Source organism: Aeromonas sp. 84A (genome assembly GCF_051919345.1).
Lineage (GTDB): Bacteria > Pseudomonadota > Gammaproteobacteria > Enterobacterales > Aeromonadaceae > Aeromonas > Aeromonas veronii.
Genome location: NZ_JBQBEW010000001.1, coordinates 2182734 through 2201265 on the forward strand (window position 1 = coordinate 2182734; position 18532 = coordinate 2201265).

An 18532-nucleotide genomic window follows, 5' to 3' on the forward strand; every position below is an offset into this window, starting at 1 on the left:
CGATCATGTGATCGGCGTTTTGCATTGATGTCGCTAGATTCGGGCATTAACCCAGATTGGCTGCGACCTTGCTTTGGGCTTGTCCTTTGCGCTTGATGACAAAGCCAATGCCCAACACCACCAGCCAGGCTGGGATCAGTTCGACCGAGATGCGGAAATCGGGGGTCATATACATGATCACCAGAATACCGGCCATGAACGCGAGGCAGAGGTAGTTGCCGAAGGGATACCAGAACGCCTTGAACTTGGGCTGGACGCCTTCCGCGACCTTGGCCTTGCGGAACTTGAGGTGCGCGAGGCTGATCATCGCCCAGTTGATCACCAGTGCGGAGACCACCAGCGCCATCAGCAGGCCGAACGCCTTGCCCGGCATCAGGTAGTTGATCAGCACGCAGAGCAGGGTGGCGATGGCCGAGACCGAGAGGGCAACCAGCGGCACGCCGCTCTTGTTGGTCTTGAGCAGGGCTTTCGGGCCGTTGCCCTGTTTGGCCAGACCGAACAGCATCCGACTGTTGCAGTAGACGCAGCTGTTGTAGACCGACAGTGCCGCCGTCAGCACCACGATGTTGAGTACGGTGGCGACCAGATTGCTGTCCAGAGCGTGGAAAATCATCACGAACGGGCTGCCGCCTTCCACCACTTTACCCCAAGGGTAGAGGGACATCAGGATAGCCAGAGCACCGATGTAGAAGATGAGGATGCGGTAGATCACCTGATTGGTGGCCTTGGGAATGCTCTTCTCTGGGTTGTCCGCTTCCGCGGCGGTAATGCCCACCAGCTCCAGACCGCCGAAGGAGAACATGATCACCGCCATCGCCATCACCAGACCGCTGATGCCGTTGGGGAAGAAGCCGCCCTGAGCCCACAGGTTGGTGACGCTCGCCTCGGGGCCGCCGGCACCGGAGAGGAGCAGATAGCCGCCAAAGCCAATCATGCCGATGATGGCGACCACCTTGATGATGGCGAACCAGAACTCCATTTCGCCAAACGCTTTGACGTTGGAGAGGTTGATGGCGTTGATCAGCACGAAGAAGAAGGCTGCCGACATCCAGGTCGGGATCTCGGGCCACCAGTACTGGACATAGATGCCCACCGCGGTCAGCTCGGCCATGCTCACCAGCACGTAGAGCACCCAGTAGTTCCAGCCGGACGCAAAACCGGCAAACTCGCCCCAGTATTTGTAGGCAAAGTGGCTGAATGAACCCGCTACCGGCTCTTCCACCACCATTTCGCCGAGCTGGCGCATGATCAGGAAAGCGATAAAGCCGCCGATGGCATACCCCAGCAGGACCGAGGGGCCTGCCATCTTGATGGTTTGGGCAATGCCCAGAAAAAGGCCGGTGCCGATGGCGCCGCCCAAAGCAATCAACTGAATGTGGCGGTTTTTAAGGCCGCGCTTCAGCTCCTCACCGTCTTGTTTCAAATCCATGGGTCTGTCCTTACGTCTCTGTTGTCTCTGGTCGGTGTTGGGCTCATCCTGAGCAGGCCGCATTGCGTAGCCAAAACCTGACGAAATCTGTATTTATTTCGTTACGCCATGCCATTTTCAATTTTTAGTGTTGGCTGGCAACTGAAGCAGAATAGTGATAATCCGCCATGAATGCACCTGTTTTCCATCTCTAATGGCCGTGTTTTGTACCAAAGGCAGCTTTTTCATGATTTGAAGAGGCTTCTTGGTAGTTTCTGGTTGATGTTTGTGTAATCGAATTCTGTTTTGTTGACATTTTATCTTGTTGGTGTGCTTTTGTTGTGCCAAGCCACAAATGGATGCAAATGATGCCAAACAAGCAAGAGTACAGGGAAGAGTGTAGGGAGTTGGAGTACAGAGAGCGAGAAAGCGTGCTGCAACAAGGGGTTGCCCGGGGTGTGCTGGTGGCGCTCTGGTTAGGGATTGCTGCCAGTCCGCTGTTGTTGCTGGTGGCCGCCACCATGCTGCTGGGCTGGCTCTCGCTCGGTGATCAGGAGTTGCTGCACTACTGGCAGCTGCTGTTGCTGGTGGGTGGGGTAACGGGGGCGCTCGTTGGCGGCTGGTTGGCGGAGCGGGTTCGCCTGCGCCACGGTTTGCTGGCCTTCTATGCCCGGTTGATGAACAACCCTGAGCTCAATCGTTAGTGAACGCTGGCTGTTTGCCGAGCGCAGCAGAACGGAATCGAATAGCGGCTAACTGGCAGCGGGTGACAAGGGCACAACGGCAAGGTCGACAAGAAGAGGGATAAGCATTTGTGGTGCTTATCCCTTTTTTTATCCACGCTTTTCACTGTCATCTATGTGAATTGCAGTTCGCCACAGCTGACTTTTGCCGCGACACTGTAATTTTTATCTTTTGTTGATGCCGATAGCTGTCAAGCTGGCTTAACAGAGCTGGCGGCGCAGACCGGTCGCCTCGAGGACCTTGGCGCTGATCTCCTCCACCGAGTGGGAGCTGGTATCGATGAAGCGGATCGCCTCCTGGCGAAACAGCCTCTCCACGCAGGCCAGCTCCTGCTCGCACTGTTCGATGGAGGAGTAGCGGCTGTTAGCGCGGCGCTGGTTGCGGATCTCGTGCAGCCGCTGCGGCGCTATGGTGAGGCCAAACAGCTTGTGACGGTTGGCCTTGAGGGGGGCGGGCAGCTCCAGCATCCCCATGTCCTGCTCGATAAAGGGGTAGTTGGCAGCGCGAATGCCAAACTGCAGCGCCAGATAGAGGCTGGTGGGGGTCTTGCCGCAGCGGGAGACCCCGATCAGGATGATGTCCGCCTCATCGTACTCTTTGGTGGTGATGCCATCGTCGTTGGCCAGCGCAAAGTTGACCGCCTCAATGCGATCGTCATAGAGCTTGCGATTCTCCATACCGTGGGTGCGGTGGAGGCGGGGCTCGGCTTTTACCCCCAGCTCCTGCTCCAGCGGGCTGACGAAGGTGTTGAGAAAGTCGTGGCCGCACGCCTCCGATTTCAGTACCTCTTCCCGTACCAGCGGGTCGACGATGGTGTGAAACAGAATGGGGCGTACCCCGGTCTGGCGGAACTGCTCGTCGATCCGCATCCGTACCTGACGGGCTTTCTCCAGTGTCTCCACAAAGGGGATAGTGATCTGCTCGAAGGCCAGCGGAAACTGGCTCAGTACCGCGTGGCCGAACACTTCGGCGGTGATGGCGGTGCCGTCTGAAACATAAAATACGGTGTGCACGTAGGGCTCCTGTGATACCGCTGGTGGGGTCGTATGGGGTAAAGGGTGAGAAGTATCTCCCGAAACCATACCAGTTTTGTCAACCGGTCTGCTGTGCCCAAGTTGTGAAGTGGCTTGCAAACCTGAATCGTTATCTTTTTGTGTCGCCATTGTAGAATGTTCCGGTCATTCGACCATCCCCAACGCTTGCTCGGGGATTTTTTTGAAAACCAGTAGAAAACGTTTTCGTGGTCGTTGGCAACAAAAGAAACAGACAATAACGCACCTGACTTACCCATAACCTCATCGATTAAATCGGGCGCACGAGGTGCTATGGCATCGGTGCCCACCAACCTGGAGACATCCAAGTGCAACAGTACGTGCTCTGGTACGAACAACTCGGAATGCAGGACGTAGAACGAGTTGGCGGCAAGAACGCATCCCTTGGCGAGATGATCAGCAACCTCTCTGGCGCCGGCGTATCCGTGCCGGGGGGCTTTGCCACCACCGCCTTTGCGTTTAACGAGTTTCTGGAGTCAAGCGGCCTCAACGGCAAGATCCACCATCTGCTCGACAATCTGGACGTGGACGATATCGCCGCCCTCAACCGGGCCGGTCAGCAGATCCGCGACTGGGTGATCGAAGCCCCGTTCCAGCCCGAGCTGGAGCAGGCGATCCGGGTTGCCTATGAAAAGTTGAGTGCCGGTGTCGAGGCCTCGTTTGCGGTGCGCTCCTCCGCCACCGCCGAGGATATGCCGGACGCCTCCTTTGCCGGTCAGCAGGAGACCTTCCTCAACGTACGTGGCATCGATGCCGTCATGACGGCGGTCAAGCATGTGTTTGCTTCCCTGTTCAACGATCGCGCCATCTCCTATCGGGTGCATCAGGGCTATGACCACAAGGGTGTTGCCCTCTCGGCCGGGGTGCAGCGGATGGTGCGTTCCGATCTCGCCGCCTCCGGCGTCATGTTTACCCTGGATACCGAGTCCGGTTTCAACGATGTGGTCTTTATCACCGGCGCCCATGGTCTTGGCGAGATGGTGGTGCAGGGCGCGGTCAACCCGGACGAGTTCTATGTGCACAAGCCTACCCTCAAGGGGGGGCGCCCGGCGGTGGTGCGCAAGACCCTCGGCTCCAAGCTTATCAAGATGACCTACTCGGACGATGCCGGTCACGGCCGCCAGGTGAAGATTGTCGACACCAATGAGGCCGAGCGCAGCCGCTTCTGCATCACCGATGAGGAGGTGATGGCGCTGGCGAAACAGGCCCTCATCATCGAGCAGCACTATGGCCGCCCGATGGATATCGAGTGGGCCAAGGATGGTCAGGATGGCCAGCTCTACATAGTGCAGGCCCGCCCGGAAACCGTGCGCAGCCGTCAGGAGGCCAACACCCTCGAGCGTTTTGCCCTCAAGCAGTCGGGCAAGGTGTTGATCGAGGGGCGGGCCATCGGCCACAAGATTGGCGCGGGTCCGGCGCGGGTCATCTCTTCCATCAGCCAGATGGACGAAGTGCAGCCCGGCGATGTGCTGGTGACCGACATGACCGACCCGGACTGGGAGCCCATCATGAAGCGGGCCTCCGCCATCGTCACCAACCGGGGTGGCCGCACCTGTCACGCCGCCATTATCGCCCGTGAGCTGGGCATTCCGGCTGTGGTGGGCTGTGGCAACGCTACCGATCATATTCAGCCGGGCCAGCGGATCACCGTCTCCTGCGCGGAAGGGGATACCGGTTTTATCTATGACGGCGAGCTGGACTTCGATGTGGCGGTGACCGAGGTGGGCAATATGCCACGCCTGCCCATCAAGATCATGATGAACATCGGCAACCCGGACCGCGCTTTCGACTTTGCCCAGTTGCCCAACGCCGGGGTGGGGCTGGCACGCCTTGAATTCATCATCAACCGGATGATCGGCGTGCACCCCAAGGCGCTGCTGGAGTTTGACCAGCAAACCCCAGAGCTCAAGGCCACCATCGGCAAGATGATCGCCGGTTACGAGAGCCCGCGTGAGTTCTACGTGGCCAAGCTGACCGAGGGGATCGCCACTCTGGGTGCGGCGTTCTGGCCGGAGCGGGTGATTGTGCGGATGTCAGACTTCAAGTCCAACGAGTACGCCAATCTGGTGGGCGGTCGTGGCTACGAGCCCCACGAGGAGAACCCGATGATCGGTTTTCGTGGCGCATCCCGCTACATCGCCGACAGCTTCCGCCCCTGCTTTGCCCTCGAGTGCGAGGCGATCAAGCGGGTGCGCGATGTGATGGGGTTGACCAACGTCGAGGTGATGATCCCCTTCGTGCGCACCGTGGGCGAGGCGGAGCAGGTGATCGACATCCTGGCAGAGAACGGTCTGCGCCGTGGCGAGCGGGGGCTCAAGGTGATCATGATGTGCGAGATCCCGAGCAACGCCCTCTTGGCAGACAAGTTCCTCGAGCATGTTGACGGCTTCTCCATCGGCTCCAACGACATGACCCAGCTCACCCTTGGACTTGATAGGGACTCGGGGCTGATTGCCCATCTGTTCGACGAGCGCAACGAGGCGGTCAAGGCACTGCTGGCGATGGCGATTCAGGCCGCGCGCAAGGCGGGCAAGTATGTGGGGATCTGTGGCCAAGGCCCATCCGATCATCCGGACTTCGCCGCCTGGCTGGTGGAGCAGGGGATCGACTCGGTGTCTCTCAACCCCGATACCGTGGTCGATACCTGGCTCTATCTGGCGGAGCAGCATGGTGCCAAGTAAGCCACTATCAAAATGAGCTGCACAGAAAGGGGGCCATAATGGCCCCCTTTGTTATCTGGTGTCGCGGCCTATTTCGGCTGCTGTTCGGCCCCCGACAGCTCGATCTGCACATTCACCCCTTCGCTCTTGAGCTTGGTGGCGATGGCGTTGAGATCGGTGCCCGATTTAGCCTCCAGCAGGGCGATACCACCACTGCTCTGCTTGAAGTTCAGGCCGTGGCGAGTCGCCAGCGCCTTGGCGCTGGCATCGTCAGCTTCCACCAGCAGGGTGCCGCTTACAGTCAGCTCCGGGCTGGCGGCCCCTTGCATCAACACGTCACCGCGGCGCAGGGTCTGTTGCGGGACCTTGCTGTCAAGGCTGCGGGCGACCCGCCTCTTGCTGCCGTTGTCGGGAATGAGGTAAGTCTGGCCGTTCACCTCTATGGTGCTGTACTGCTTGCCATCCATGGTGACGGACTCCTGGGCGCAGAGCTGTCCCGAGAGGGGGGCCAGCAGGGTTGCCAGAAGCAAGGTAACAGGTTTGTTCATGGTAATACTCCTAGCGTGTTAGCTGCGGTTGGCATCGTGACCCAGGACCCGCAGGGACCATGAGATCAGCTTGCCCGGTTGGCGATTGTTGCGCTCGGTCAGGGTGGTACGCTCACGGGTCTCGCGATTGAGCAGAGAGACCTGACGGGTACCGTTGGCAACGTCGGTCACTTCCAGTCGCCATGTGCCTTGCGCCGATTCGCCGTAGAACTTGTTGGATAGCATCCGCATGTCGCGCAATCCCTTGGTTCGCACAAAGCCCAGTTGCTGCTGGTCGAGAGATTGGCCGACCAGGCTGTTGAAGGGGCTCAGCAGGATGCTGCGGGTGCCGGCGGGGGAGACCAGTTCGATCAGCAGATCGGGCAGACGCTGGTGATCCAGGCTCACCATCACCTGAACCGCTTCCACCGTCAATGGTGTCGCGATGCGGGTGGTGGAACGGGTCGGGCTGTTGCCCACATCCGCAATGGCGGCGGCACTGCCGGTGACATTGATCTTCTGCCATGGCAGTTGCACCAGCGGGGGCAGGGGCTGGTGATTGGCTGCCAGCTCAAGGGCCTTGTTGACGTCGATCAGACCAAAACCGTAAGTCGGGCTGAACCACATGCCGGCGGCATTGCGCTCCCACCCTTCCAGCCCTTTCACATCACGCACCTTGCCGGTGCTGCTGGTGTAGCTGACCATCACGGGTTGATGTTTGGCATCGACCCGGGTTGCGCTGCGCGCCAGCAGATCCCGCAGGTCCCGCACCGACAGATCCGGGTAGGCGGACATCAGCAGCGCCATGGCGCCGGAGGTGCTGGGGGTGGCGGAGGAGGTGCCGTTCATCACGCCGTTGTAGTCGCAGCTGGCATCCAGTTGCGAGTTGCCGTGCAGCCGGTTGGTGCTGGGATCGTCGGTGCGGTTGTAACCCATGTCGCAGCCGGGCAGATCCGTGGTTACCATCGCCGGAGCGTCGGTACCGTACTCGCCGCCGGTCGCGCTCAGGAAGATGTTGCTGCCGACGCTGGAGTAGGAGGATCTGACGCCATCGGCGTTGAGCGCGCTTACCACCAGGTTCCAGAAGTTGCTGTTGGAGGGATCGAGGTTGCTGTTTTCAAACGGCAATTTGGGGCCATTGCCGGTGCGGTTAAGCACATAGCCGCCCGCCGCTATCTTGTTGAAGCCGTTGCCGGCGGCCTTGATATAGGCCGCACCCTGCGCCTTGAGGGTCTGCTGTTCAAACAGACGATCAAGCTGGGATTGATCCAGAGAGTTGGCAGAGCGGGGATCCACCACACTCATGCCGTAGCTCTGGTTGAACACCCGGTTGTCGCGGCTGGCATCGCTGTCGCCAAGGGCGTAGAGCCAATCTTTCTGCAACTGCTGGCTGTTGTCATCCAGCAGGTTGAACCCCTGCAGCTGGGCTCGCGGGGCAATCCCCTTGGTCCCGATGGCGTTGTCCACCGCCGCAATAATGCCGGAGACCGAGGTGCCGTGGGCCGAATCCGGATCGGTCGGTGTCGGGTCATCGCTGCCGGTCACCACGTTTTTCGAACCCGGACGCACGTTGTCCGCCAGATCCGGGTGGGCGATGGCCAGACCATCATCCACCACGGCCACATTGACTCCCTGGCCCAGCACGCCGGTGCGATGAGCCCACCAGAGGTTGAGATCATTGCCCGCTATACCGCCACGGGCGCTGAATCCATCCTGGCCGCTGTTGAGCAGATACCACTGCTGATCCTGCAGGGGATTGGTACCTGGCAGGCAGCGCTCGGTGCTGCTGCGTCCGATATCCATGCCGCTCTCCTTGCCGGTGAGCGGCGCACAACCTTCATTTGCCTGAACGAGCGCACTGGGCAGGGTCGACAGCAGTGCTGTGATCGCCAGTGCTAACGATGTTTGCTTCATTATTTTTTTAACTCCATCTTGGATCGCACCATCCTGAGTGCGACGGAAATCTATACACGGGTGAAAGGGGTTCAAAAAGAGCCATTTTCAAAAAACGCAATGAGGTTCAAAGAAATCCGATCTGGTTTATGGTAGGTATTCCAATGACGCTAGTTATGTGTTTTATTGAGAATGGTTCTCACCGCTCGCTACTGATCTTTTTATCTGTAATTCACTCATCTCGCGACTCTCCTTCGCCGCAGCCATCTCGATTCGGGGCAATCCCGAGGGGAGCTCGTGCGCTCTTGAACGTGAGCGGCATGGTTGTGTTTGCCAACGTGAGTGCAGCTATACATTCGGGGGTGACAGCAAGGGTGATGAGGTGGAACCAGCGGTTTATTGCTTGGCGGCGGCGGATGGCTCTGTTATGGTAATTGAAATAGCCGTTTGGATGGCTAGATTGCTGCTGTTTGAGGGGGGTAATCTCTGAGAGCCACCCCGCCGCAGTCCCATAGCTTGATGCGTACCTGACAGGGAGTCCCTATGCCGTTTTGTTCCTTCTTATCTTCTCCTTTGACTGCTTCCTTGCGCGCCACTGCTTGCGCCAGCACCTTTATTGCCGCGATGGCGGTCGGGAGCCTCTCTTTTTCCGCGGTTGCCGCCGATGAGCCCTTGCCGACCAAACAGGAGATTGTGATTGGTACCACGGTGGGGGATTTTGCCGACATGGTGACCGACTCCATCAAGCCGCAGCTGGAGGCCAAGGGGTACAAGGTCAAGCTGGTGGAGTTCACCGACTATGTGACCCCCAATATTGCTTTGGCTGACGGATCACTGGATGTGAACTGCTTCCAGCACAAACCTTATCTGGAGAGTTTTGCCAAAGATCGCGGCTTGTCGCTGGCACCCATTACCCAGGTGCCAACTGGCCCGATGGGGCTCTACTCCGGCAAGCTGGCAGCACTCGACAAGGTGAAAGAGGGGAGCACGGTGGCCATCCCCAACGATCCCACCAATCAGGCGCGGGCGCTGTTGATGCTGCAGGATCTTGGTTGGCTCACTCTCAAGGAGGGGATAAACCCGCTCAAGGCGAGCGAGTTTGATGTGGTGGACAATCCGCACAATCTCAAGCTGGTGTTGCTGGAGGCGGCGCAACTGCCCCGCTCGCGGGAGGATGTGGACTTCTCGGTGATCAACGGTAATTTTGCTGCCTCCAGCGGTATCCCGTTCAGTGAAGGACTGTTTCTGGAGCGCAGCTACGATTTTATCAATTGGGTGGTGGTGAAAAGCGCAGATGCGGATCAGCCGTTTGCCAAAGATGTTGCGGCAGCCTACAACTCGGCGGCTTTCAAAGCCTATGCAGCCAAACGTTTCGTCGGCTACAAGTACCCGCAAGGGTGGGGTGGCTAACAGTCGTGAACGTGGCCCGGCTATACAACGAAAAACGCCCCGAATTCGGGGCGTTTTTTATGGTAGCAAGCCATTAACGGGCGCTTCACTGGTTGCGATAGAAGCGGTTCAGCTCGTTCATCACCTGGATCATGGCGCCCATATCCGGGGTGCCGTGCTTGATCGGGCGATAGCTGTTGCGCTCCAGCAGTTCGAAGTCACCCTGCTTGTTGAAGTGGGTGATGGTGTCCCCTTCATAGATGGCGAAGTCATTCTGATCCCCGGCCAGCAGCCAGTTGCGCGGGCTGGTATCAAACAGCGAGCGGCCAACGCTATAATCGCGCGCCGGATTGCGCACGCCCAGCATCCCCTGCATCAGGGTCGGCGCCAGATCGAAATGGCTGCTTGGTTGCTCCCGAACGTCACTGCCGCGCCCCGGCCAGGCCAGTACCAGCGGTACCTGCACCTGATAGGGTGAGTAGTTGCTGCCTGCGCCCCAGCTGTTGCTGCGGGTGTCGTTGAACTCCTGACCGTGGTTGGAGGTGATGACGACGATGGTGTTGCTGTCCATCCCCTGGGACTGCAATTTGGTCAGCATCTGCTCAAGCAACTGGTCGGTATAGAAGACCGAGTTCTTGTAGCGGTTCTCCAGTTTTTGCAGGTTCTCCGCCCGATAGGCGGTCGCCGGATTGAAGTTGGCGAGCTCCGGTTGGAACGGCCCCTTCATGGTGGCGGGCAACTGGTAGTCGCCGGGGCTCGAGAGATAGACCAGCGAGAACCAGGGACGCTCGGGAGAGCGCTTCTCCAGCCACTGCTGCCAGTCGGTCAGCAGCTTGCCATCGTCACTCTGCTCGGAGACAAACACCTGTTTGCGCAGACCGGCGAGGATGCTCTTGCGATACTTCTGGGCATCTTCCATCGCGCCGAACAGCCCGAACTGGTAATCCTGACGCAGCATCTCGTCGAACAGCACCGGCGGACGCTTGTCGCTGCTGATGTCCTTGTAGTAGTGGCCGGGCAACCCGTAGAAGAGGCTGAACATCCCCATCAGATCGTCGTTGCCACCACTCAGGTGATTGCGGAACGTCAGATGCTGATCCGCATAGCGCTGCAGATTGGGCATGTTGATGTTGTTGAGCATGTCAAAACGCAATGAGTCGACCACCACAATCAGCAGATTGCTGTGAGTCAGGGGGGCGTTGACGTTGAGCGGGCGCAGCGGATAGTGCATCCGGCTGTCGTTGTTATCCCCCTGGGAAGCAGCCTGCTTCTCGTACTGATCCAGATCCAGCCAGCCATGTTTGGCCAGGAAGGAGCGGGCCGTCATAGGGTAGGAGAGGGGGAAGTTGGCTCTCTGCATGGTGATCGGCTGATAGAGGGTCGCATCCGCCCAGCTGTTAACCACGTGGGTCAGAATAAAGCAGATCAGCAGGGCCAGCCCCACCTGATTGCCGTACTGGCGGCGCTTGCGCTTGTTGATCTTGCGCCAGACATAGGCCGACAGCAGCAGTTGCAGCAGGAAGATGGTGGGCACGGCAACGAAGATGATGCTCCAGATTGAGCCCTCTTCGGTTTGCGCCTGATCCAGCAGCAACTGCCATACCTGACTGTTGAGGTGGAACTTGAACAGCCGGAATACCTGGGTGTCGATCAGCAGCAGCACCAGCGCCAGGGTGGCGATGATGGCCGAGATGAACCGCAACGGCTTCTCCTTGGGCAGCACGAAGCTGAGCGGGAAGATCGTCAACAGGTAGGTGACAAAACTCAGAAACGAGAAGTGGCCAATCCAGCTTACAACGAGATAGATCACGCCAAGCGTGGTCGATGGCCAGCTGATGGCACCCAGATAACGGGTGGCGATGAGCATGGCCAGAATAATGTTGAAGAAGGAGAACCAATGCCCCCAGGTGATCAGGCGAGAGACATTATCACGATAGGGGTTACCGGTTTCGACCATAGTGATCCATCTGCGTTGAGAAACGTCAAATCAACAGAGTCGGGGACTCAGTGTGCGTCGTGGCGATTATCGACCGATGCGGTCAGGGCCTGGACAAACTTTTCAGTGATGGCCTGGCGCTGGGCCGGTGCCATACCGTTGATGATATTGGTGGTCAGATTGCCAAGCACCATAAGGCTGAGATCCACCGGCGCTTTATGCTTTTCCAGCGCGGTGATCAGGTCGTTCATCAGGGCGTCAAATTGCTCGTTATTGTACTTTGATACGATAGGCATAATCTTCAGTTCATCTCGGTTCAAAGCGCCTTATAATACTTCACCCTTTCGGCTAACACTATGGCTTTGTGACATGAGTCTCGATATCGACAAGATCATTCTTCACTCCTTGCGCCAGGGCGGCGATGGTCAACCCCACGCCGATACCCGCAGCCAGACCCTGCCCCCTGATGAGGCGGTACAGGGACTGATGGCGGAACTGCATCGGATCTACAACGGCAAGGGCGGCAAGGGCTTTGGCTTCTTTGCTGACCCCGAGGCCGCCGTCGCCGAGCTGGCCGACGGTGAAGAGGCTCCCAAGCAGCCTTCACCCGCGTTTCGTATCGCCCTCGAACAGCTGCTCGACGAGCAGACCGAATTCGTTCCCTTCTCGGTCACCGTGACCCAGATGCTGGTCAAGCAGCTGGTGGAGCACGCCCTCGATGAGCAAGGGGTGCTGCTGTTTGCCAAATATAACTACGTCGGGGTCGATTATCTGCTGATTGCCCTGCTGGAGGGCAAGGAGAGCGTCACCGTCAGCGAAGCGCTGGAATTACGCCATATCCAGTATCTGGATATCGGCAAACTCAATCTGGTGGCCCGCATTGATTTGACCGAATGGAAAACCCAACCTGATTCGCGCCGCTATATCACCTTCAGCAAGGGGCGCATTGGTCGCAAACTGGGCGACTTCTTTATGGATCTGCTGGGTGCCCGCGAGGGCATGGATGCCAAGGTACAAAATAAAGGCTTGCTGCAGGCGGTCGAAGATTATTGCGACAGTCGTCAGCTCGAACCGACCGAGCGCAATGACTATAAAAAGCAGGTCTTCAAATATTGCACCGAACAGGCGAGCGCCGGTGAAGAGATCGAAATCAAGGAGCTGTCTGCAGAATTGCCTGGTGACGGTGACCTCGATTTTTACAGCTTTATTGGTCAGGAGTATGAGCTGGAAGAGCGTTTCCCGGCGGATCGCTCTACCCTGCGTGGTTTGACCAAGTTTGTCGGCTCCGGTGGCGGCCTGACTTTGAGCTTTGAGCAGAAGCTGTTGAACAGCCGGATCTTTTACGATCCCCAGACCGACACCCTGACCATCAAGGGTGTGCCGCCCAATCTTAAGGATCAGCTGCTGCGCCAGTCGTAGTCATGCTCCCGAGTGTGATCAACTCGTCATTTCTGGCAAAAAGAGACTCCGCCCCGGCGGGGTCTCTTTTTTATTGCGCCCGGGCAGACCTCGAAACTGGCGCGGTACTTTGTTAACAAATCAAACAAAATAAACCACCTGAAAGGGTTTTCATTGAGGTGAAAACCCTTTCATTCATGAAATTTTATTTCATTTTGGTAATTATTATTCTGTGGTTGTCTGGAATTAAGCCGATAAATGGCCGTAATTCCCTGAAATAAGAAAATGTTTTCAAAACTTTCTGGAAGGAAATACGTAATTGCATTTCAAAAATGCGAGTTGCGTCATGTGAGCCGTTTGCCGCTTGGGATAATATTCATCTCGCACACAATGCTCTTACAGCGCGGAACTAATACAAGGAAAGGCTCATGAAAAAGAAATTGCTGTCATCCCTGATCGGTCTGGCCACTCTTGGCGTCGCTTGCTCTGCTACTGCTGCCATCGATGAAGGCCAGCTGACCATCTGGATCAACGGTGACAAGGGATACAACGGTCTGGCTGAAGTGGGTAAGAAGTTTGAAGCAGAAACCGGCATCAAGGTTACTGTGGCTCACCCGGATCAGGTTGAAGTGAAATTCCAGCAAGCCGCCGCCACTGGCAACGGCCCGGACATCTTCTTCTGGGCTCACGACCGTTACGGTGAGTGGGTCAAAGCCGGTTTGCTGGTTCCGGTAACGCCGAACGCTGCCACCAAAGGCAAATTTGAACAGCTGGCATGGGATGCCATGACTGTTGATGGCAAAACCTATGGCTACCCGGTTGCCATGGAAGCAGTCAGCCTGATTTATAACAAGGACCTGCTGCCCGAGCCGCCGAAAACCTTCGAAGAGATCGCCAAGATTGACGAGACTCTGAAGAAAAACGGCAAGCGCGCCATCATGTGGGCTTATGACACCCCGTACTTCAGCTATCCGCTGGTGGCTGCCAACGGTGGTTACGCCTTCAAGAAAACCGCTACCGGTTATGACGTTAAAGATACCGGCGTGAACAACGCAGGTGCCAAGATGGGCGTGGGCTACATCTCCGAGATGATCAAGTCCGGTCACCTGGAAAAAGGCATCGACTACGGTGTGATGGACGCCAAGTTCAACAAGGGCGAAGTGGCCATGATGATCAACGGTCCCTGGGCCTGGAGCAACCTGGACAAGAGCGGCATCAAGTACGGCGTAGCGCCGCTGCCGACCCTGAACGGCAAGCCGGCCAAAGCCTTCGTTGGCGTACTGGGTGCCACCATCAACGCCGCCAGCCCGAACAAGGATCTGGCTATCGAGTTCCTGGAAAACTACCTGCTGACCGATGCCGGTCTGGCGCCGGTTAACGCCGACAAGCCGTTGGGTGCCGTTGCGCTGAAATCCTTCCAGAAGACCCTGGAATCCGATCCGCACATCAAGGCCACCATGCTGAACGCCCAGGCTGGCGAGCCGATGCCATCCGTTCCCGAGATGAGCCGTTTCTGGTCTTCCTTCGAAACTGCCCTCAAGAACGTGACCTCCGGTCGTCAGGGTGTTGACGAAGCTCTGGATACCGCTGCCAAGCGTATCGTTCAGTAAGCACGCACTACCCGGGAGGCCGTCATGGCCTCCCACTCTCTCAAATCTCTCTTGGCGTTATAAAGGTTAATTGGCATGGAAGTAGTACCTTCTGTTGAGTCCTATGCCGGTCCGAAGGATAAGCACACCTGGCTTAAGTGGACCATAGCGGCCCTGGTTGCCATCCTCAACGGCTACGCAGCCGTGATGATGTACGCCAGTGGCGAGTGGGTATTCGCGCTGCTGGATCTGGTGGTGGTTTCCGTCGGTCTGTATGTCTTCATGAACAAGAAGACCTATGCCCATCGCTACATCTTTCCGGGTGTTGCGGGCATGGTTGTGTTTATCATCTTCCCTCTTGCCTACACCATTGGCATTGCCTTCACCAACTATTCGGGGTCCAACTTGCTCTCCGTGGAGCAGGCGCGGGACTACCACCTGAAGAAAACCTACAAGGTGGCGGGCGGTGAATTCGATTTTACCCTGCTGGGTGGCGACAACGGCCAGTTCCAGCTGCTGCTGACACAGGATGATCAATCCTTTATCAGCCAACCTGTTTCCCTGATGACCAACAAGGCCCGTGAGCTGGCGTCCCGCGAGGGCCGTGTGCAGAACACCCAGCAAGTGGTCGAGCTGCAGCCCTTCACTGGCGAAGCGGCCAGCAAGGCCGCACCGATCCGCGCCATTGTTGAGCATCGTACTCACCTGAGTGACCTTGATCTGGTACTGCCGGATGGCGGTACCCACCTGACCCTGAGCAGCCTGCGCAAGTTTGCCGCCCAGAAGCAGCACTACACCCGTCTGATGGATGGTGCCGTGCTCAAGTCCGGCGTGGTGATCAAAGACAGCAACCTGCTGCGTGATACCCAGAATGGCGAGCTGATGCTGCCCAATGGCGAGACCGGCTTCTATCAGTACATCGACGATCAGGGTCAGTTTGTCGGCAAGGGTATTGCTCCGGGCTTTGTGGTGAGCGTCGGTTGGAAGAACTTCGCGCGCATCGTCACCGATCCGGGTATCCAGTCACCCTTCCTGCAGATCTTCATCTGGACCGTGATCTTCTCAACCTGCTCCGTCGCTTTCACCCTGGCTATCGGCATGGTGCTGGCCTGTCTGGTGCAGTGGGAAGAGCTCAAGGGGCGCGGTTTCTATCGGGTCATGTTGATCCTGCCCTATGCGATCCCGGCGTTTATCTCCATCCTGGTGTTCAAGGGGTTGTTCAACCAGAACTTCGGTGAGATCAACATGTTCCTGGAAGCGGCGTTTGGCATCAAACCGGACTGGTATACCAACCCCATGCTGGCCAAGGTGATGATCCTGATTGTCAACACCTGGCTCGGCTACCCCTACATGATGATCCTCTGCATGGGCCTGCTCAAAGCTATCCCGGAAGATCTCTATGAAGCGTCCGCCATGGACGGTGCCGGTCCGGTGCAGAACTTCTTCAAGATCACCGTGCCGCTACTGATGAAGCCGCTGACCCCGCTGTTGATTGCCTCGTTCGCCTTCAACTTCAACAACTTCGTACTTATCCAGTTGTTGACCAACGGTGCTCCGGACATCATCGGTGCCAGCACTCCGGCCGGTACTACCGACCTGCTGGTGAGCTACACCTACCGGATTGCGTTCCAGGGATCGGGTGGTCAGGACTACGGTCTGGCCAGTGCCATCGCCACAGCTATCTTCCTCATCGTAGGTGCGCTGGCGCTGCTCAACCTGAAATTGTCCAAAGCCGACAAGCAGCTGTAAGGAGGCTTCAACATGGCAATCGTACAACCCAAATCAGTCAAATACCGGGTGTGGGCAACCCACCTGGTCATGTGGGGCTTCCTGGCGTTGATCATCTTCCCGTTGATCATGGTTATCGCCATCTCGTTCCGTAACGGTAACTTCGCGGTAGGGGAGATCATCCCCTCCAATCCGACCCTGGATCACTGGAAACTGGCGCTGGGCATCTCCATCACCAACGCCGACGGCAGCATCACGCCGCCGCCGTTCCCGGTGCTGACCTGGTTGTGGAACTCCATCAAGATCGCCGGCATCACTGCCCTGATGATCGTGACGCTCTCCACCACCTGTGCCTACGCTTTTGCCCGTCTGCGTTTTCGTGGCAAGTCCACCATCCTGCAGGGCATGCTGATTTTCCAGATGTTCCCGGCTGTGCTGGCACTGGTGGCCATCTACGCGCTCTTTAACAAGATTGGTGACTACATCCCCTGGCTGGGTCTCAACACCCACGGTGGCCTGATCCTCGCCTACATGGGCGGTATCGCCCTGCACGTCTGGACCATCAAGGGCTACTTCGAGACCATCGACTCCTCTCTGGAGGAGGCTGCGGCCATCGACGGTGCGACTCCGTGGCAGGCATTCCGCCTGATCCTGTTGCCCCTGTCGGTGCCCATTCTGGCGGTGGTGTTCATTCTGGCCTTTATCGGTTCCATTACCGAGGTGCCCATGGCCTCCATCCTGCTGCAGGATGTGAACAATCTGACCCTGGCGGTCGGAGCCCAGCAGTATCTCTATCCGCAGAACTACCTGTGGGGTGACTTTGCCGCAGCCGCTGTGCTTTCCGGCTTCCCCATCACAGTGGTGTTCCTGCTGGCACAGCGCTGGCTGGTTGGCGGTCTGACCGCTGGCGGTGTGAAAGGTTAAGTTTATGGCCGGGGGAGCTGACTCCCCCCGCTATCACGATTTGCAAAGATTCAAGAGCGGAGCTCGTCATGGCTGAAGTAGTACTCAACAACGTTCGCAAAAATTACGATCCGGCTGTTCACAAGGACACCCTGCGCAACATCAACCTCTCCATCAAGGAGGGCGAATTCATCGTCTTCGTCGGCCCGTCAGGCTGCGGTAAATCCACCCTGCTGCGGATGATCGCGGGTCTGGAAGACATCACCAGCGGTGAGCTGACCATCGGCGGTCGCTACATGAACGACGTGCCGCCGGTAGAGCGCAACGTCGGCATGGTGTTCCAGTCCTACGCCCTTTATCCGCACATGAACATCTACGAGAACATGGCCTTTGGTCTGAAGCTCAAGAAAATGGACAAGGAGAACATCCACAAGCGGGTGATGCGCGCCGCCGAGATCCTGGGTCTTGAGCCGCTGCTGGACAGAAAGCCCAAGGCGCTCTCCGGTGGTCAGCGTCAGCGTGTCGCCATCGGTCGCTCCATCGTGCAGCAGCCGCAGGTGTTCCTGTTTGACGAACCCTTGTCCAACCTGGATGCCGCGCTGCGGGTCAAGATGCGGATCGAGATCGCCAAGCTGCACAAGGAGCTCAACTCCACCATCATCTACGTGACCCACGATCAGGTGGAAGCGATGACCCTGGCCGACAAGATTGTGGTGCTGAGCCCGCTCAAGGCCGAAGCGGCCACCAACCTGGAACAGTTCGGTTCACCGCTGGATCTCTACCACAACCCGGACAACAAGTTCGTGGCGGGCTTTATCGGCTCTCCCAAGATGAACTTCCTGGCGGGCGAGTTGCTGGAGATTGGCGAGCAGGAGTGCCTGGTCAAGTTGACCTCTGGCGATACCGTGCGGGCTCGGGTCGATGCCCGCAGTGGCGCTGTGGGTGACAAGGTGGAGCTGGGTATTCGCCCCGAGCACCTGATGCCGCTGGATCACCCCCATGCGCACAGCAAGGTGAGCGGGATCGTGCAGGTGGCCGAGCACCTGGGCGCCGAGTCCTTCGTTTATATGGATGTGGATGGTCACGACTTTACCGTCAAGGCCACCTCGGATGTGGATGTGGCGACTGGTCAAACCTACAGTGTGGGTATCCCGGCCGAAGCCTGCTACCTGTTCGATGCCAAGGAGCAGGCGTTCCCCCGTACCGCCAAATATATCCGTACCTGATTTTTTGTTGTGCTGGTTTTCCTTTCTTAATAATCAATGCCTTTTTGCCGGTCGTCAGACCGGCTTTTTATTGCCTGCG

Annotated in this window: 14 protein-coding genes; 8 read left to right on the plus strand and 6 right to left on the minus strand. The window is 57.8% G+C overall.

Annotated elements, in window-relative coordinates:
* Window positions 1-46: 46 nt before the first annotated feature.
* Entirely contained in the window at window positions 47-1429 is a 1383-nt protein-coding gene (locus tag ACTG20_RS10045; RefSeq protein ID WP_005352966.1) for an amino acid permease, read from the minus strand.
* A 386-nt stretch (window positions 1430-1815) separates the two neighbouring features.
* On the opposite strand from ACTG20_RS10045, the gene ACTG20_RS10050 reads away from it, so the two are divergent.
* Window positions 1816-2112, plus strand: coding sequence for a hypothetical protein (locus ACTG20_RS10050; RefSeq protein ID WP_234915263.1), 297 nt, complete (start codon window positions 1816-1818; stop codon window positions 2110-2112).
* 240 nt (window positions 2113-2352) lie between these two features.
* Here ACTG20_RS10050 and ppsR read toward each other — a convergent pair whose 3' ends face one another.
* Window positions 2353-3165 (minus strand): posphoenolpyruvate synthetase regulatory kinase/phosphorylase PpsR, encoded by an 813-nt coding sequence (gene ppsR, locus ACTG20_RS10055; RefSeq protein ID WP_194494530.1) that lies wholly within the window; start codon window positions 3163-3165, stop codon window positions 2353-2355.
* A 347-nt stretch (window positions 3166-3512) separates the two neighbouring features.
* On the opposite strand from ppsR, the gene ppsA reads away from it, so the two are divergent.
* On the plus strand, window positions 3513-5885 hold the full coding sequence (ppsA, locus tag ACTG20_RS10060) for a phosphoenolpyruvate synthase (RefSeq protein ID WP_194494531.1): 2373 nt from the start codon (window positions 3513-3515) through the stop codon (window positions 5883-5885).
* A 68-nt stretch (window positions 5886-5953) separates the two neighbouring features.
* On the opposite strand, the gene ACTG20_RS10065 is transcribed toward ppsA, so the two are convergent.
* Together ACTG20_RS10065 and asp are read right to left on the minus strand one after the other, a co-directional pair.
* Entirely contained in the window at window positions 5954-6412 is a 459-nt protein-coding gene (locus ACTG20_RS10065; RefSeq protein WP_194494532.1) for a serine protease chaperone, read from the minus strand.
* Window positions 6413-6430: 18 nt separating this feature from the next.
* Window positions 6431-8305, minus strand: coding sequence for a serine protease Asp (gene asp / locus ACTG20_RS10070; protein ID WP_194494533.1), 1875 nt, complete (start codon window positions 8303-8305; stop codon window positions 6431-6433).
* Between the two features lie 603 nt (window positions 8306-8908).
* On the opposite strand from asp, the gene ACTG20_RS10075 reads away from it, so the two are divergent.
* Window positions 8909-9694, plus strand: coding sequence for a MetQ/NlpA family ABC transporter substrate-binding protein (locus ACTG20_RS10075; RefSeq protein ID WP_194494562.1), 786 nt, complete (start codon window positions 8909-8911; stop codon window positions 9692-9694).
* Window positions 9695-9779: 85 nt separating this feature from the next.
* Here the strand turns inward: ACTG20_RS10075 and ACTG20_RS10080 are convergent, their stop codons facing one another.
* The gene (locus ACTG20_RS10080) at window positions 9780-11630 is read right to left on the minus strand and encodes a DUF3413 domain-containing protein (RefSeq protein ID WP_194494534.1); all 1851 of its coding nucleotides are present in this window, start codon (window positions 11628-11630) and stop codon (window positions 9780-9782) included.
* A gap of 47 nt (window positions 11631-11677) precedes the next feature.
* Window positions 11678-11905, minus strand: coding sequence for a YejL family protein (locus tag ACTG20_RS10085; protein ID WP_005333874.1), 228 nt, complete (start codon window positions 11903-11905; stop codon window positions 11678-11680).
* 73 nt (window positions 11906-11978) lie between these two features.
* Between ACTG20_RS10085 and yejK the strand changes: the two genes are divergently transcribed.
* From yejK to ACTG20_RS10110, 5 genes are all read left to right on the plus strand, one after another.
* Window positions 11979-13028, plus strand: coding sequence for a nucleoid-associated protein YejK (gene yejK / locus ACTG20_RS10090; protein ID WP_005333872.1), 1050 nt, complete (start codon window positions 11979-11981; stop codon window positions 13026-13028).
* A gap of 407 nt (window positions 13029-13435) precedes the next feature.
* On the plus strand, window positions 13436-14617 hold the full coding sequence (gene malE, locus ACTG20_RS10095) for a maltose/maltodextrin ABC transporter substrate-binding protein MalE (protein ID WP_005333871.1): 1182 nt from the start codon (window positions 13436-13438) through the stop codon (window positions 14615-14617).
* 75 nt (window positions 14618-14692) lie between these two features.
* Window positions 14693-16345, plus strand: a complete 1653-nt coding sequence (gene malF / locus ACTG20_RS10100; RefSeq protein ID WP_194494535.1) for a maltose ABC transporter permease MalF — start codon at window positions 14693-14695, stop codon at window positions 16343-16345.
* A 12-nt stretch (window positions 16346-16357) separates the two neighbouring features.
* Window positions 16358-17248: a maltose ABC transporter permease MalG gene (gene malG, locus ACTG20_RS10105; protein WP_041209357.1), complete on the plus strand. Its 891-nt coding sequence runs from the start codon at window positions 16358-16360 to the stop codon at window positions 17246-17248.
* Window positions 17249-17316: 68 nt separating this feature from the next.
* Window positions 17317-18453 (plus strand): ABC transporter ATP-binding protein, encoded by a 1137-nt coding sequence (locus tag ACTG20_RS10110; protein WP_005333867.1) that lies wholly within the window; start codon window positions 17317-17319, stop codon window positions 18451-18453.
* Window positions 18454-18532: the final 79 nt, after the last annotated feature.